A 15,366-nucleotide genomic window follows, 5' to 3' on the forward strand; every position below is an offset into this window, starting at 1 on the left:
CTTAGGCTTACGATTGGGCTTGCTTGCCACCGAATTTTTCCACTGACAAGTTAACTGATATTCAGCGTTTCTACCAATGCCTGTTTGAGTTTTTCTAGTCGCTCATCCGATAGCGGTTTGTCTTCATGGTCAGTGATAAAGAACATATCTTCGGCGCGCTCACCCAATGTGGTAATGCGGGCAAAATGCACTTCAATATCATGCGCCAAAAACACCTGCCCCACACGCGCAAGCAAGGCTGGCTGGTCAAGGGTTTCCAAAATCATCATATGCTGATTGGATTGCGGGTTAAAACTAAAAGACACTTTGGTGGGCACATGAAAATGCTTGAGCTGTCTGGGCATGCGTCGCTGCGCCACCTCAGGCAGCGTTGGACTAGTAAAGGCTTGTTTTAGACGCTCAACGAGCTCAGTTTGGCGCTCGGTATCAGTGAGCAGTGTGCCATGTCGGTCAAGCAGTACGTAAGAATCTAGGGCAAAATCTCGCGAGGCGGTGATGACGCGCGCATCGAGTACGTCCAAATCCATTTGGTCAAACACGGTCATGGTCACCGCAAATAAATTGGATTGGTCATGGGTGTAGATAAATACTTGCACGGCATCGAGTGCCAACTCGCGATGTTCACGCAAAATAATCAGCGGCTCAGGTTGCTCGCTCTCTGTGCGTTGTTTTTGTACCTCATCATGCGCCATGATGGCTTTAGAATGCCAAACAATATCGCTTGGGACTTCACGCAAAAAATACTCTTCCCCTAGCCCATCCCACAAGCTTTCAATGTCAGCCAAGCCATTATCACCCGCTAGCAAATCACGGGCGCTTTGCTTGTTACTGGCAATCATGTCTTGGCGGTTCATCGGCGCATCGATATCAGCTCGCAGGATACGGCGGGTTTGGGTATATAGTTGACGCATCAAGGTTGCGCGCCAACTGTTCCAAAGCTGTGGGTTGGTGGCATTCATATCGGCAACGGTAAGCACATACAAATAATTCAAATAAGTCACATTCCCGACTTTATCGGCAAATTCTGCGACAACTTCGGGGTCAGAGATGTCTTTTTTCTGCGCGGTCATCGACATCAATAAATGCTGAGACACCAACCAGCCGACAAGCTCGGCATCGGCTTGGCTCAAGCCATGTGACAAGCAAAACTTGATGGCATCTTGCTCGCCAAGTTCACTGTGGTCACCGCCCCGACCTTTGGCAATATCATGGAAAATCGCTGCCAACACCAGCATCTCTTTACGGTCAATACGGCGGTAGATACCACTGACAAGCGGATAGGTATCAACATAATTGTCATCGGTAAAGCGGTGCAACATACGTATTAACATCAAAATATGGGCATCCACCGTATAACGGTGGAACAAGTCATATTGCATCAACCCAGTAATTTGCCCAAAAGCAGGCAGATAACTACCTAGCACGCCATAACGCTTCATGACTCGCAGTCGCCAAAATAGCAAATTTTGCTCTTTGATATTGTCCATAAACATGGCTTTGTTGGCGGGATCATTGCGAAAATGCTCATCAATGCCTCGCGCGGCGATTTTCAAAATCCGTAGCGTGCGGGTACGAATATGGCGAATATTTTGCTGACCCATCAACAAAAACATTTCTAAAATCGCGGTCGGATGCTGGGCAAATACCCGGGTATGCGTCACCGCAATGCGATCACCGACCAGTTTGAAGCGCTCATTAATCACCTTACGCACGGGGCGCTGTTCATCGGGTAGACGCGCTTCAATCAACGTTTCATAGTAGTGCTGGGTGAGCATTTCAGACAATGTTGAGTTTGACATGGCATAGCGGTAATAATCGCGCATAAACTGCTCGACTGCGGCATTGGGATGCGAATTGTCACGGTAACCGATACGCTCAGCAATCAGGCGCTGATAGTCGAATAAAACACGGTTTTCATTGCGTTTGGCAATTTTGTGCAGATGATGGCGAATCAACCACAAAAAATCTTCCGCTTGTTGCAGCTCATCAAATTCTTTTTCGGTAATAAATTCTTGCTGCACCAGTCCAAACAAGTTTGTCACGCGAAAATAGCGCTTACTAATCCAGCCGACAGTATGAATATCTCGCAAGCCCCCTGGCGCGTTTTTAAGGTCAGGCTCTAGGTTATACTCCGTCGAATTATGTTTAAGATAGCGCTCTTTAGCTTCTGCCATTTTGGCCTCATAAAACTTGGTTTGTGACCAGTTTTTATTGAGTAGCTGCATCGGCAACCCAGCTTGGGCAACATTGCCCGCCAAAATTCGTGCTTCTAACAGACTTGTTGCGACCGTGATATCATCGTGACAAGCCTCATCGCACTCTTCAACAGAGCGCACCACCAAAGCAGGATCAATCCCAATATCCCAAAGCTTGGCGACGAACGGCGAAATTTTTTGGTTCAAGGCCTCATCAATCGGGTTGGGACTTAACAGCAATAAATCCACATCTGAAAACGGGTGCAATTCCCCACGCCCATACCCCCCTGTGGCAAACAACGTCAAATCGGTTTGATCGAGTTCATACAACTCAAATAAGGCTTCCATCATGCTATCAATCGCACAGCAGCGCCCCATGACGACTTGGCGAATCGGTGTGCCAGATGCCAACGCCTTATCCAAGTCCGCTTCCACTGCTGCTAACCAAGTGGGTATGCCAAGATTGGCTTCGCCTTGCAGGCTAAGCGCAGGCAGTGGGGTAAAATACGGTAGTATCGGTGGGCAAGTAAACATAGCAAATCCTAATCGACGCCATTGTTATCAGAGTTAGCAGAGCAATTTTAAGTATTACAAATTTGATGCAAAAAAGCTAGCCGCCGCTTGTAGCGAAAACTTAGGCTTAAAAACTTGGGCTTAAAAGCTCAGCGATAGGAAAATTATTGATTGTCAAAAGATGGTGACGCTGGCTCGTCATCAAGCAGGGTGTTGTTATGGGTAAGATAGGGGCATTTGTCTTTGCGAAAGGCATGGGTCAGATGTTGTGCGACAAAATTGACGGTTTCTACGGGCTGTTCGCTAGCCGTTTCTCGCAATAGTTTGGACGGTGCATGGGTTAACGTTTGGGTGAGTTTACGGGTCAGTTCGGTTAACACGGCTTCGGCTGCATGACCATCGGCAAGCTGCTGTAAAGATTGGCTTAAAATCATATCCGCATGGTGTTTGGCTTGCTCACGGTACTGCTGAATATCCTGACCCACTTGGCGCACCAAGTATTTGCGCTCAATCGCCACCACGATTTGGCTCACCAATAATTCTGCTTCTACGGCCGCTTGGCGACGCTGTTCAAGGTTGCCTGCAATCACATGTTGCAAGTCATCAATTGAGTATAAATACACGTCATCTAGCTCACTGACGGTAGGTTCAATATCGCGAGGGACTGCCAAATCAATCATTAACATGGGCTGATGACGGCGCTGTTTTAACGCCTGTTTCACCATGGTTTTATCAATCAAGGTATATAGGCTACCGCTACAGCTAGTTACAATATCCGCTTGCGGCAACACGCTGGCTAATTGATCAAGCGGGGTAATCTCAATGTGCGGCACAATCGTTTCAAGCTCAGAGGCGAGCAGCGCGGCACGCTCAGGACTACGATTACAGATGATGACTTTGCCGACACCTAAACCTGCAATATTGGTCGCAACCAGCCGATTCATCTCACCTGCCGCGACCACCAGCAAAGTGTTGTTGCTAGGTTTTTGAAAAATTTGGGTCACCAATTTGGCCGCGGCAAAGCCTAACGATACCGCTTGTGAGCCTACCCGCGTTTCGTTACGCACTTGTTTGGCGGCGGCAAATACTTGCTGAATCACCCAGCTAAGCTTACTCGAGATACCTTCTTTGGCACGGGATTGGCGCACCGCCTGTTTGATTTGTCCCAAAATCTGCGGCTCGCCCAAAATCATCGAGTCTAGCCCAGACGCTACCCGCACCCAATGTAGCAGTGCATGGTTATTTTGATATTGATACAGGTGTGGCGCGATTTTTTGCATGGGCGTGTTTTTAAAAGCCGCTAGCCATTCAATCACTTGTGACATCGTGCTAGTGAGAGTCTGTCCTTCAGGGGCTAGGGCATAGATTTCAGTGCGGTTGCAGGTCGATAAAATCACCGCGCCTTGGGTGATCGCTTTGAGCGAATCTAGGGCAATCGGCAAATCTTCAGCAGCAAACGCCAATTGCTCACGCATGGCAACTGGCGCTGTTTTATGATTTAACCCAATAACCAGAAGCTGCATATAACGTAATGACCTTAAAAATGACCGCGTTTATCAAAGCCGATTTTTGTGAACCCAAGTTTGCTAGCTAAGTGTGCTAGCTAAGCGACATCCAGCCTATATCAGTCTATCGACGTTTGTCATGCTTGATAACACAGGGGGAAAAGTGGCAATATAAACAAACTTAAAGCAACTTAATAATAACCACTTAATAAAAGTAAAGTAGAAAAGTGGATTATTATACCATTGCTAATAAAAAATGAAAAACATCCTGCTTTTTTGATTCAGGGAAATTCTTTAGCCAGGCTTTAAAGCATTACAATTTAAAGCATTACCTTATCTAGCATGCCTAGCATTTTGAACAGTCATTCGAGCTATTATGGTATTTTTTTACTTAATTCTGCCACATCTGCTCGTTTGGTTGCTATTTACTCATACGATTTAACCATAATTCTACATAGTTCGACCAGTTGAAGCCGTATAATTCAATTTTATCATGAACATTTTGTTACATCTTACTTGTCACTGATTGTAATACTGACTGTAATTTTTAGGTACGTTACTGTCCAAGCGAGCTAAATGCGAAAGTTGTTTCCAGCGGTTATTTCATCGGCTTGTTGTGCTATGCGTGGTTGTCCCCTCAATCCACGCTTTTTTGCGTCGAAATATGTCAATCCTTATTGTTTATCGATTGATTTACCGATGCAGTTATCAACACCGCACCAACTTTTTGTCAAGCTAAAGCCCAATCTGAAATCTAACTTAAAGCCGCTTGATGTATTTAAACCTTTTACCGCTTTAGGCAAAAATGTAGTCGCGACTACACTCACGTTGGCGAGCTTATTGTTTAGCCCAGCAGTTTTTAGTGCGGAGGCAAATTTTGCATCTGCTAGTCAGTCTGTGAATCAGTCTGTTAGCCAGCCCAGCCTGTATGCGATTTTGATGGCAGAGTTTGCCGCAGATCGCGGTCGTATCGATCAGGCGTTAGCGACCTATAAGCAGCAGTCTTTTTTGGCGGATGCGGCCCCGGTATTTGAACGCGCACTGGGTTTATCTTTACAAAATGAACCGCCACAGTTGTCACTCGCTTTTGCCAATGCCTGGCAACAGCAAAACCCTGACCATGTGCCGGCGATTTTTTATGTGACCCATTTGGCACTCAAAGCGCACGAGTATGAATTAGCCGGTGAAAAGCTCAATCAAATTTTGCAGTACGATCCTGACGCTGATTTAAGTCAGATTTTGATTGGGATTTATCCCACGGAAACCCGTGACCAAGCTGAATTGCTTGCTACGCTCAATCGATTAGACATCAAAAACAACCCTTCACTACTGGTCATGAAAGCAGGTCTGTTGCTACAGTTTCAACAGCCCAAAGCCGCGTTAGTGGCGATTAATCGGGCGCTTAAAACCAACCCAAAAAGCCCGGCTTTTTTGACGTTAAAAGCAGATATTCTGCAAGCGTTATCGCCCAGTAATCAAGTGATTGTGTTTATTGCGCAGGCGCGTAAAACCGTGCCTGACAATAAAGCGCTATTTGTCTATCAAATTCGCTATATGCTAAAGCAAGGCAAAAGCGCGCAGGTCTGGCAACAGCTCAATGCCCGTACTAATCAGCAGTTTTTGGCAGATGAAGAAATCAAACTACTGGCCGCTTTGGTGGGTATTGATTTAAAAAAATACGCCGCAGCAGATCGCTTGCTCAAAGCGTTGATTGCCAGCCCCAACTTTAAGGACCAAGCCAATTATTATTTGGCTGTCAGTGCCGAACGCCAGAACCTACTCAATGATGCGATTGGCTACTATGGCAAAGTGATGCAACCTGATTTGGTGCTCAAAGCCAGACAGCAACAGATTAATTTATTAATCTCGCAAAGTCGTTTTGAGGAAGCGATTGCCAGTAGCGTCAAATTACGGGAGCAATTTGACAGTTTTGCACCGCAAAGCTACATCATGCAAGCCAACATTTTGCAAAAAAATAACCAAACCGCGCAAGCGTTAGCCTTGCTTAATAGCGCGCAAACCAGTTTACCCAATAATACCGATATTTTATTTGCCAAGGTATTGTTACTGCCCGATGATGATGACGTCAGTAAACTGCGACTGTTAAAAGAGTTGATTCGACTTGCACCGGCAAACGTGGATTATCAACTCGAATATGCGCAAACCTTGGTCAATTTAAAACAAAATAATGAAGAAGTGACCGCCATACTGACGGCATTAATCAATGACAAAGAAGTCGGTTTAAAGGCGCGGCAAATACTGTCGCAACAAGCGCTGCATCAGGCTAATAACGCCACCGTCATTAGTCTGTTATCAGATAATTTTGATATCGTACCCGATGTGATTAGCGGCTTGCTGCTGCAACAAGCCTACTTAAATTTGGGCAACCAAAAAGAAGCGGCTCGCATCAACCAAATCTTAGTTAATGAACTCGGTTATCAACCCGAAAATCTACAATAGCATTGCCTAACATCGTCTCTGAGCATGACGACTAGCGAGCAATGACGGTTTGTAAAGCAGATAAGTGGTAGGTAAATGGCAGGAAAACGAGAGATAAATAACAACCGCTTTTTCACCAATTTGAGCAGTTAAGCAAAACAGGCTTAACAATGGCTATTTATAGTTTACCCATCGGTTTTTTAAACAATCATACTTGAGCAAAACCAGTTAACATTTGATGAAAACTTGATTAACAAATTTGATTAACATTTGAGGATATTATGCATTTATTACCAGCGGTCACCAGCAAAGTCACGGGGTTAAGTATTGCCTGTTTGGGCATCAGTAGTATGCTGCTAACAGGCTGTCAGTCAGTACAGGCAACAACTAAGCCCATCACAACCAAACCTGTCGCCACAGGGATGACAACCCCTGTGGTCAATACCCAAACAGCCACGGCGCAATCGACCACATCTACTGAGCAAGCGGCTGCAAGTACGCTACCAAGCGCGCAATTTACCATCAATGGTAAAATTGGCATGACCACGCCGCAGCAGGCAGGCAGCGCGTTTTATATTTGGACACAGCAAGGTCAAAACTTTGCCATTGAGATTGCCGGTGCGATGAATGCGGGTCAAACCAAAATCAGCTACAATGGTCAATCTGCGACGTTAACCAACGAAAAAGGTACCATCAATGCCGCTACCCCTGAAGAATTGCTATTACGTGCAACCGGTTGGCAAGCGCCCATCTCACAGCTGCCTTACTGGATTCAAGGGCAGCCAGCACCCAGTGATGCTAATGATAAAAAAGACAGCACTAATCGCCTAGTGAGTGCCCAAAATGGCGATTGGACAGCCACCTTTAGCTATAGCAACAGTAACGATAAACTGCCTTCTCGCTTAACTGCCAGTCATCCGGGTGGCTATAAAGTGGTAATGACCATCAATCGGTTAAGCTAGTCATGACACCCAAAAAAAGCGTGGGGTATTCCTCAACGCTTTTTTATACCTTTATGCTTTTATACGATGAACTGTTAGCATTATGAATTTTTTGCGGATTCGGCTTTGGCGTAGAACCGACACCAAGCCCATGCCACTGCCGCGCAAATGCCCCATGCCAAGCTCATAGATACCAGCGTATGACTTAAAAAATGGTCACCTATCAACATTTTATATCCACCCATTAGCCAAGCTATCACCGTCACCATCGCTGCGATTTGCCAGCGCTTGTGCCAAAGACTTGGGATAAACGCCCAAGCATACAGGGCAAACCCAGCACTAGCATGCGCTGCAGGGAAGCATTTTGAGCGGGTGCCGGCTTGGATGTCTTCTAGTATCGTGAGATAGCGATATTCACCGCCAAAAATTTGCAAGTGATTGGGACACACCACATGCGTCACCCCTTTAAGCGATGCGATAATCAAAGGTACCAACACCATCACGACGAATAGATAGCCCATTTCAGTCAGTGATAGTGGGCTAAAAGGCTTAAACCATGCCTGTTGCTTGGCAAGCCAGTGACTTGATGCGCGGCGTTGTAATAAGTAGCGTTGTAGCCATGCGATTGCCATATAGATTTCAAACGCAATTAATAATCTTTTGGGAATGGTATAAAAAATTAAGTTAGGGAGTAGTGACTCTTTGGCAAGCAGCCAGCCATCTGTGGGGGAATAAAAATACTGACTGATGGCTACATCAATGGCGCTGTGCTCCAGCGTTAGCGTAAAGATAATCGCCAGCACCAGTCCGAGCACGGTCTGCCTACTGGCAAAATTTTTTAATTTAGCGATCTGTATAATCATCTATTTTGAACCATCTATCTTGCCGTCACTGTCACTGGAGTTGGACACACTTGTTATGTCTAACATTACTTAAATGGCTCTAATTACCCAAATGGCTTTACTGGATAACTTTACTTGATAAACAAGGGTTTGCCTTGTACGGTTTGCGCACGCACATCAAACAGTTTTAACAAAGTTGGGGTAATAGCATCATGGGTGAGCTCAGTATTAGATGGCACTGCTTGAATGCCTGAGTGCTTACCTGCCCAAAACATCGATGCGACGTGTTTTTGCGCTTTAGGCGCGATTTTATAAGGCATACCATGTAAATAGATGCCGTTTTCGCCCAGACTTTCACCGTGGTCACTGACATACAGCATCGCTACTTGGTGGGTGCTGTCGTATTTGTCTAACCAGTTCACCGTTTTTGCCAAAAAGTCATCGGTGGCAAGTAGCGCATTGTCAAAGGCATTAATCACGCTTTGTGGGTCGCATTTGGCAAGTTCATTGCTTTGGCAGACTGGGGTGAATTTTTCAAATTGCTTATCATATCGTTTAAAATACGCAGGTCCGTGATTACCCATTTGGTGCAGCACAATTAGGGTGTCCTGGTTAAGCGTATTCTGGTTAGCTAGTTGTTTGACGTAGTCATCTAAGCCTACTAGCATACCCACATCGCGGCACTCGCCATAGGGGTTGGTATTACACATCGTATTGTTGCGCGCGGTTTTATAATCGACAAAATCTGCCGCGGGCAAACGATTAGTGACGCCTTTTGAGCTTGAGTTGTTATCACGCCACAAGATATTGACCTTTAGGCGATGTAAGGTATCAAGTACGTTTTCTTGGTAGTTGGCGGTATCCACATCGTAGTCTTTCATACCGACATAACTAAACATACAGGGCACCGAATAAGCGGTTGAGGTACCGCAGGCGATGACTTGGTTAAAATTAGTTACCCCAGCCGTCGCTGCCATCTGCGGGAAGGTGGTTCGGTTATACCCATTTAGCTGCACATGGTCGCCGCGCGCGGTTTCTCCGACTACCAATACCACCAGCTTTGGCTTACGGGTGGTGGGGTTGCTCACCTGCACCGCATCGGTTGCATGCATGATTTGGGTTTTGGGTGCCTGTGCTTGTTTGAGCTGTATACTGGCAAGTTTACCCAGTGCATATACAGGGGTGGCAGGATTGGTATAGCTACGAAGCTGTTTATGTTCACGGAAAAAACTGGCGTAATTTTTACTCATCGCCAAAATCGGTAACACCACCAAGCCAATGCTGACCAAATACGTCAAGCCGCGCTGCAATATGCTGCGCTTAATGGGCGGAAATGTGACCTTTTTCCACGCCACCCACGCACTAGGCAATACCCCAAGCAATAAAATGCGTAAGATAAAATTGACGTTAAACAAATCAGCGCTTTCTGCTTTATCGGTTTGTAGCGCATTTTGTAGCATATTGACATCATAGACAGTGCCATAGGTATCGGTAAAATATGCCGTGACTGCCGCGGTCAATAGCAAAAAAATCAATACCGCTTTAAGGGTGTAACGATAGCTAAGCAGCACAATAACCAGTAGCATCACACCGCATAGCACCAACGGCAATGAGCCTATAAAGCCAATATGCTGGGCAAACGGATAGACTGCCGTGGCTTTATCAAAGAAAGTAATATTGGCGGTTAGGGTCAAAAATAGCGCGACAATACCCATCATCACATAAGCATTGACACCTTGAGTACTAACACCTTTAGTATTAATACCTTGTTGACGCCATGCTAACCATCGAGAGTTATTCACTGACATACGATTACTTACCTTATCTAAATGCACCAAAAAATAGCCATTATATAATAACCAAATTTAGGATGAGGCTATCATACAGATTTAGCTTAACTGAACCTTAAGACACCCATCTATCAAGCAATTATGCTAAAAAAACCACCGCAATCGCTACAAACATTAGGTAGTGACAGCGACACAGAGAGTTGATAGCGCTAGGCAGTGGCAGGCTGTAAACTGGCAAACGGAATAAAGGCGAGTAATGGCTCATAATCCTGTTTGAGCTCACGTTTTCGATAATAATCTTCCACCATACGCGCTTGCTGCTCTATGCCATAACGACCAAATGGCTTATTGGCTTGCAGCTCGTAGCTATAGCGCCGATTGAGCAGGGCGCGGCGAAACACCTTAACGCCTTGTTGGATTTGCCAGACATGAGTCAATTCATGCACCAGCCACGCGCGCAGATAGATATTTTGCTGGCTAAAATCATCACAAAAATCTGCTGGATGAAAATACACATGACCATTGGGACTGACCGCATAGCCTTTGAGCACCCACCATGCGGTTTTTAGGCGTATACTATCAAGCTGTAACGTATCACCAAATACGCTACCCGCGATGGCTTTTTCGCCCGCCGTTAGTGGACGGCATCGAGCAGGTTGTTTTGAAAAACACATTATCATTTCACAGAGTTTATCCAAGATTTGGTTAACCAAAAAACCATCACGGCTTGCCAAGGTCTGACCAACGCCTTGCAAGCTTTTATTTTTAGCAAAAAACACGGAATAACAATTATAAGTTTGTTGGTATCCTAGTGACTATTTTATACTAAATCAACATGCGCTAATTAAAACGTGAGCTAATTAACAAGGAGGGCTTTATGCCATTAGAATCCGTTGCCATCAATAACTTTGAAAACAACAGCATTGACGACCCTGAACTCAAATTGCGGGTGGAAAAATTGTACGACAGCTCGCCTGAGTTTGCGACAGGTCGTGATGCTGTGGCGTTTTTTGAAAAGGCCTTTGCCAAGGGTGATATCCTGTATTTGGGGATGTTTAATGAAAAACCGATTGCCGCGATGGGCTGCTTTAATGAAGGCATCGAGTCTAGCCGCTTGCTACAGTACATCGTACTACATCCTGCCAATCGCGGGCGCGGTCTTGCCCCCAAATTTGTCAAACAAGTCACTGACATTGAGCGCAAAAAAGGCAATACCAAGTTTGTACCGGGCTGCGGCGCAATTCATCGTATTTTAGCCATGTACGAGTTGATATAAATGAGTATTTTGCCAGTTACTAGCAACTTTTTGCAAAAAGTTTAAAATAGTGCTTGACACCTTTGGCGATTTTTAGTTTAATAGCCGCTCAAATACTGATGCTGACAAACATGGCGCGGTAGCTCAGTCGGTAGAGCAACGGATTGAAAATCCGTGTGTCGGCAGTTCGATCCTGCCCCACGCCACCATCATTTGTCTTAGGTATAAATCGATTAACCCCAAGCTTATTAGTTTGGGGTTTTTTGTTAGCGGTCATTTTTGTATCACTGCCCCCTATCAATTACCGCCAAACTTAACTGTCTAGCGGTTTTATCAGCTTAAATCTTGGCACAGCTTCGCCATTGACTTCCACCGTTTCGGCAAACATCGCAAGCGGTCGCACCCAAACCCCATACGCTTGGTAGAGCGCACGGTAGACGACCAACTCCTCTTCAGTTTCGCTATGTTTGGCGATGTGCAGCACTTGATACAGATTGCCTTTGTAGTGCTGATAAATACCCAATGTAATCTCAATCACGAGTTTTGACATCCAATAATTCAATTTCAAAGGTTAAGTCTGAATTTGGCGGGATTTTTCCGATTTGGCGCTCACCATACGCCAAGTGACTTGGCACAATGAGTTTGCGCTTGCCACCAACTTGCATGGCTATGAGATTGGCAGGGTCTTCAACTTGGGCTTGATAGCCGATTTTTTGCGCGTATTCGCCACCCAAAACGCCCACGTCCCAACCTTTAATCACCCGCCCTGTGCCAATCACAGCTTCAAAGGGTTGCCCGCGGTGATGCGATGAGTCAAATACCGTGCCATCTGGCAGATAGCCCGTGTAATGCGCGGTAATCAGTGCCCCACGCTCGGCAGTTTTACCTGTGCCGATAATTAGGTCCTGAAATTGCAGTTTACTTGTCATATTTATTTTCCGTTATTTTCGTTATTTTCCCTTATGCGATAGTTGGATAAACTCTTGCACTTGCTGACACAGTATGTCCCATAGGTTAAGCTGGGCATTGACGCTTCCCCACGCATTATGGGGGGTAAAAATCACTCTTGGGTGGTCTTTAAGTGTGAGTAATGGGTCGTTGTCTTTAATCGGTTCATATTCAAACACATCTGCCCCATAGCCCAATAATTTACCTTGTGTAACGGCATCAGCCACTGCCTGACTATCGACCACGCCACCGCGCGCGACATTGATAATCAATGGTTTTTTTGTCATTTTGGCAATGGTATCGGCATTCACTAAATGCTGCGTTTGCTCGGTCAATGGACAATGCAGGGTAATGACATCGGACTGAGCAAGGACATCATCAAACGCGCTATAGTCGCTATTTCTTGGCGGTTTGTTTTGGTGTTCGGCTATCAATACTGTCATACCAAAGACTTTGGCAATTTCCCCAACCCGTTTGCCAATCGTGCCATAGCCAATAATGCCCAGCGTTTTGCTTTCAAGGTCAATGAGTGGTGTATCGAGCAGACAAAAGCGACCATCTTTTTGCCAGTCACCCTTGACCACTTCATGATGATAGTGGCGAGCCGCTCGCATGGCTGAGAGTATCAGCATAAAGGTATGCTCGGGGACGCTTTTGACCGCATAGCCTGCGACGTTTTTAACAGTAATGCCGTGCTTGTCACAAGCGTCTTTATCGACGTTGTTCATCCCTGTGGCGGTCAGTTGGATGAGTTTGAGCTTTGGGAGCTGCGCGATAATTTCGGCGGTAAGCTCAACTTTATTGGTGATGACAATATCCGCGTCTTGGCAACGCTCAATAATGATTTTGGGGTCATTGGGCGTTTGCGCATAGACTTGATAGTCGCTCAGTCCGTGTGGGGGTGTTAATGCTAAATCAGCGGAAAAGGTAGCTCGGTCGAGGAAGATGGCTTTCATTTTTAAATCCCTTTTTATTCAAATAGTTCGCTATGTGTTCCTACACGAGTAAAATAAATTGTCTCAAATTTTGTGATGGTTTGAATTTTGTAGATTAATAAAAAATCACCACCCACATGTAACTCTCGAAATCCTGCCCAATTTCCTTTTAATTCATGGTCTTTCCACTCTGCCCCTAACGGCTCATTATTGGCAATTAATAACAGCATGACTTCTTTGAGCCTGACCATGTCATAACGCCCTGTTTTCACTAGTCTTTGCCAATCATTCAAAAAATCTTTGGTAAAATCTGAGGCTCTTGGTAAATTCGTGCGTTTTGAATTAATCGGCTTTTTCGAGGGCATCAAACAATTCCTTGTTACTGCTAAATCGGGCTTGCTTGTCTGCAATCATGGCGTCAACGTCTTGCATCGCACGTTGTGTGGTGGCGTTAGGAATTGCGACGTCAAACGGAATAGACTTTGTTGCCGTAACTTGACGTAAAAATAGACGAATCGCTTGCGCAGGCTTAATACCTAGTTCGTCAAACACTTCAAAGGCTTGGCGCTTTTCATTGGCATCAAGTCGAAATTGATACATAGTTGAGTGTGTCATAGCTACTAACCTCTATAAAAAGCAAAAAATGTAGTGATATTGTCACTACATTTTAAAATAAAATTATTGGTTAAGCAATAGACTTTAGGAAATCGTCACTTTCGCATACGCTTTTTTGCCTGCTTGAATCACGACCGTTTGTCCTGCGGTGAGAGCAAATCCTGCATCCACCACCTGCCCATCCACTTTCACCGATTGGTTTTTCAAAAAGTCTTTCGCTTGTGCTGAGTTTTTTACCAAATTGGCTTGGTTTAACACTTGGGTGATAAATAACTGCGCTTGCCCATCAAGGCTAATCGTCACTTCTGGCAAATCCAATGGCAACTCACCATCTACCAAGCGATTTCCCGCTGATTTGTGAGCGTTTTCAGCGGCTTCTTTATCATGGAAACGCTCAATCAGCTCTAGTGCCAAAATACGTTTGACTTCTTGCGGATTGCGCCCGTTTTCGATGTCTTTTAGCAAGGCTTCGACTTCATCCATGGGTTTGAAGCTAAGTAGCTCAAAATAACGCGCAATCAAAGTGTCTGGCATGGACAAGATTTTTTGGTACATGGAGCCTGCGCTGTCATAAATGCCGATGTAATTGCCAAGCGATTTGCTCATTTTTTGTACGCCGTCTAAGCCTTCCAAAATCGGCACGGTGATACAGACTTGTGGCACTTGACCATAGCGAGATTGCAAGGTGCGACCCATGAGTAGGTTAAAGGTTTGGTCAGTACCACCTAGCTCAACATCGGCCTGCATGGCGACTGAGTCATAACCTTGCACCAGTGGGTACAAAAATTCGTGAATCGAAATCGGCGTTTGGCTGTGATAGCGTTTTGAGAAGTCATCGCGCTCGAGCATACGAGACACGGTTTGCTGGCTTGCCAAACCAATCATGTCGCCTGCCGACATTTTGCTAAACCACTCGGAGTTAAACATCACTTGGGTTTTGGCGGGGTCAAGGATTTTAAATACTTGCTCTTTATAAGTTTGGGCATTCTCCAGGATTTTTTCTTCAGACAACGGCGGACGAGTGGCATTTTTACCCGTTGGGTCGCCAATGCGAGCGGTGTAATCCCCAATCAAAAACAACACCTGGTGTCCCAAATCCTGAAAATGCTTGAGTTTATTGATTAAAACCGTATGACCCAAGTGCAAATCGGGTGCGGTCGGGTCAAACCCTGCTTTGACTCGCAGTGGGCGGTTTTCTTTGAGTTTTTTAATTAAATCGTCTTGCGAAATAATTTCGTGCGTACCACGTTGGATGAGTTTGAGTTGTTCTTCTGCTGCTAAAAATCTATGAGTAGAATCGGTCATGCTTACCTCGAAAAAAGCGCGGGTTAAAACGGCTAAAAAAAAGTGAAGTTTAGCCATTATAGCAAATTTGCAGATAAAATAAG

General features: G+C 45.3%; 14 protein-coding genes and 1 tRNA gene. 4 read left to right on the forward strand and 11 right to left on the reverse strand.

Annotation, left to right across the window (positions count from 1 at the left end):
- Positions 1-50 precede the first annotated feature (50 nt).
- Together glnD and hemA are read right to left on the reverse strand one after the other, a co-directional pair.
- Positions 51-2,729, reverse strand: coding sequence for a [protein-PII] uridylyltransferase (glnD, locus tag RT084_RS05140; RefSeq protein ID WP_313097875.1), 2,679 nt, complete (start codon positions 2,727-2,729; stop codon positions 51-53).
- A 143-nt stretch (positions 2,730-2,872) separates the two neighbouring features.
- Positions 2,873-4,231 carry a glutamyl-tRNA reductase gene (gene hemA, locus RT084_RS05145; protein WP_313097876.1) on the reverse strand — a complete coding sequence of 453 codons (1,359 nt, stop codon included), beginning with the start codon at positions 4,229-4,231 and terminating at the stop codon, positions 2,873-2,875.
- Positions 4,232-4,789: 558 nt separating this feature from the next.
- Between hemA and RT084_RS05150 the strand changes: the two genes are divergently transcribed.
- Both RT084_RS05150 and lolB read left to right on the forward strand, forming a co-directional pair.
- Positions 4,790-6,673 (forward strand): tetratricopeptide repeat protein, encoded by a 1,884-nt coding sequence (locus RT084_RS05150; protein WP_313097879.1) that lies wholly within the window; start codon positions 4,790-4,792, stop codon positions 6,671-6,673.
- Between the two features lie 260 nt (positions 6,674-6,933).
- Positions 6,934-7,614, forward strand: a complete 681-nt coding sequence (lolB, locus tag RT084_RS05155; RefSeq protein ID WP_312384943.1) for a lipoprotein insertase outer membrane protein LolB — start codon at positions 6,934-6,936, stop codon at positions 7,612-7,614.
- 80 nt (positions 7,615-7,694) lie between these two features.
- On the opposite strand, the gene RT084_RS05160 is transcribed toward lolB, so the two are convergent.
- From RT084_RS05160 to RT084_RS05170, 3 genes are all read right to left on the reverse strand, one after another.
- Entirely contained in the window at positions 7,695-8,456 is a 762-nt protein-coding gene (locus tag RT084_RS05160; protein ID WP_312384945.1) for a PAP2 family lipid A phosphatase, read from the reverse strand.
- Between the two features lie 110 nt (positions 8,457-8,566).
- On the reverse strand, positions 8,567-10,243 hold the full coding sequence (locus tag RT084_RS05165) for a phosphoethanolamine transferase (RefSeq protein ID WP_312384946.1): 1,677 nt from the start codon (positions 10,241-10,243) through the stop codon (positions 8,567-8,569).
- A 191-nt stretch (positions 10,244-10,434) separates the two neighbouring features.
- Complete coding sequence (locus tag RT084_RS05170; RefSeq protein WP_409418420.1) at positions 10,435-11,004, reverse strand: type IV secretion protein Rhs; 570 nt, start codon at positions 11,002-11,004, stop codon at positions 10,435-10,437.
- 98 nt (positions 11,005-11,102) lie between these two features.
- On the opposite strand from RT084_RS05170, the gene RT084_RS05175 reads away from it, so the two are divergent.
- Together RT084_RS05175 and RT084_RS05180 are read left to right on the forward strand one after the other, a co-directional pair.
- Complete coding sequence (locus RT084_RS05175; RefSeq protein ID WP_007116574.1) at positions 11,103-11,501, forward strand: hypothetical protein; 399 nt, start codon at positions 11,103-11,105, stop codon at positions 11,499-11,501.
- A 112-nt stretch (positions 11,502-11,613) separates the two neighbouring features.
- Positions 11,614-11,689: transfer RNA gene (locus RT084_RS05180), tRNA-Phe, on the forward strand.
- A 104-nt stretch (positions 11,690-11,793) separates the two neighbouring features.
- On the opposite strand, the gene RT084_RS05185 is transcribed toward RT084_RS05180, so the two are convergent.
- The 6 genes from RT084_RS05185 to tyrS form a co-directional block, all read right to left on the reverse strand.
- Positions 11,794-12,030 carry a DUF1653 domain-containing protein gene (locus RT084_RS05185; protein ID WP_286130682.1) on the reverse strand — a complete coding sequence of 79 codons (237 nt, stop codon included), beginning with the start codon at positions 12,028-12,030 and terminating at the stop codon, positions 11,794-11,796.
- Positions 12,011-12,409: an FKBP-type peptidyl-prolyl cis-trans isomerase gene (locus tag RT084_RS05190; protein ID WP_100274308.1), complete on the reverse strand. Its 399-nt coding sequence runs from the start codon at positions 12,407-12,409 to the stop codon at positions 12,011-12,013. The genes RT084_RS05185 and RT084_RS05190 overlap by 20 nt, the downstream gene beginning before the upstream one ends.
- A 21-nt stretch (positions 12,410-12,430) precedes the next feature.
- Positions 12,431-13,384: a D-2-hydroxyacid dehydrogenase gene (locus RT084_RS05195; protein ID WP_203171226.1), complete on the reverse strand. Its 954-nt coding sequence runs from the start codon at positions 13,382-13,384 to the stop codon at positions 12,431-12,433.
- 14 nt (positions 13,385-13,398) lie between these two features.
- Positions 13,399-13,728 (reverse strand): type II toxin-antitoxin system YafQ family toxin, encoded by a 330-nt coding sequence (locus RT084_RS05200; protein WP_203171227.1) that lies wholly within the window; start codon positions 13,726-13,728, stop codon positions 13,399-13,401.
- A complete protein-coding gene (locus RT084_RS05205) occupies positions 13,706-13,978 on the reverse strand; it encodes a type II toxin-antitoxin system RelB/DinJ family antitoxin (protein WP_007116581.1) in 273 nt (90 codons plus the stop codon). Before RT084_RS05205 ends, RT084_RS05200 begins: the two co-directional genes overlap by 23 nt.
- 84 nt (positions 13,979-14,062) lie before the next feature.
- Positions 14,063-15,283: a tyrosine--tRNA ligase gene (tyrS, locus tag RT084_RS05210; protein WP_313097887.1), complete on the reverse strand. Its 1,221-nt coding sequence runs from the start codon at positions 15,281-15,283 to the stop codon at positions 14,063-14,065.
- Positions 15,284-15,366 lie beyond the last annotated feature (83 nt).

Source organism: Moraxella sp. CTOTU48717 (assembly GCF_032057165.1).
Classification (GTDB): domain Bacteria; phylum Pseudomonadota; class Gammaproteobacteria; order Pseudomonadales; family Moraxellaceae; genus Faucicola; species Faucicola tetraodonis.

Coding starts and splice junctions, on each gene's coding strand:
- glnD (WP_313097875.1), bottom strand. CDS start 2,729: ATGTTTACTTGCCCACCGATACTACCGTATTTTACCCCACTGCCTGCG.
- hemA (WP_313097876.1), bottom strand. CDS start 4,231: ATGCAGCTTCTGGTTATTGGGTTAAATCATAAAACAGCGCCAGTTGCC.
- RT084_RS05150 (WP_313097879.1), top strand. CDS start 4,790: ATGCGAAAGTTGTTTCCAGCGGTTATTTCATCGGCTTGTTGTGCTATG.
- lolB (WP_312384943.1), top strand. CDS start 6,934: ATGCATTTATTACCAGCGGTCACCAGCAAAGTCACGGGGTTAAGTATT.
- RT084_RS05160 (WP_312384945.1), bottom strand. CDS start 8,456: ATGATTATACAGATCGCTAAATTAAAAAATTTTGCCAGTAGGCAGACC.
- RT084_RS05165 (WP_312384946.1), bottom strand. CDS start 10,243: ATGTCAGTGAATAACTCTCGATGGTTAGCATGGCGTCAACAAGGTATT.
- RT084_RS05175 (WP_007116574.1), top strand. CDS start 11,103: ATGCCATTAGAATCCGTTGCCATCAATAACTTTGAAAACAACAGCATT.
- RT084_RS05185 (WP_286130682.1), bottom strand. CDS start 12,030: ATGTCAAAACTCGTGATTGAGATTACATTGGGTATTTATCAGCACTAC.
- RT084_RS05190 (WP_100274308.1), bottom strand. CDS start 12,409: ATGACAAGTAAACTGCAATTTCAGGACCTAATTATCGGCACAGGTAAA.
- RT084_RS05195 (WP_203171226.1), bottom strand. CDS start 13,384: ATGAAAGCCATCTTCCTCGACCGAGCTACCTTTTCCGCTGATTTAGCA.
- RT084_RS05200 (WP_203171227.1), bottom strand. CDS start 13,728: ATGCCCTCGAAAAAGCCGATTAATTCAAAACGCACGAATTTACCAAGA.
- RT084_RS05205 (WP_007116581.1), bottom strand. CDS start 13,978: ATGACACACTCAACTATGTATCAATTTCGACTTGATGCCAATGAAAAG.
- tyrS (WP_313097887.1), bottom strand. CDS start 15,283: ATGACCGATTCTACTCATAGATTTTTAGCAGCAGAAGAACAACTCAAA.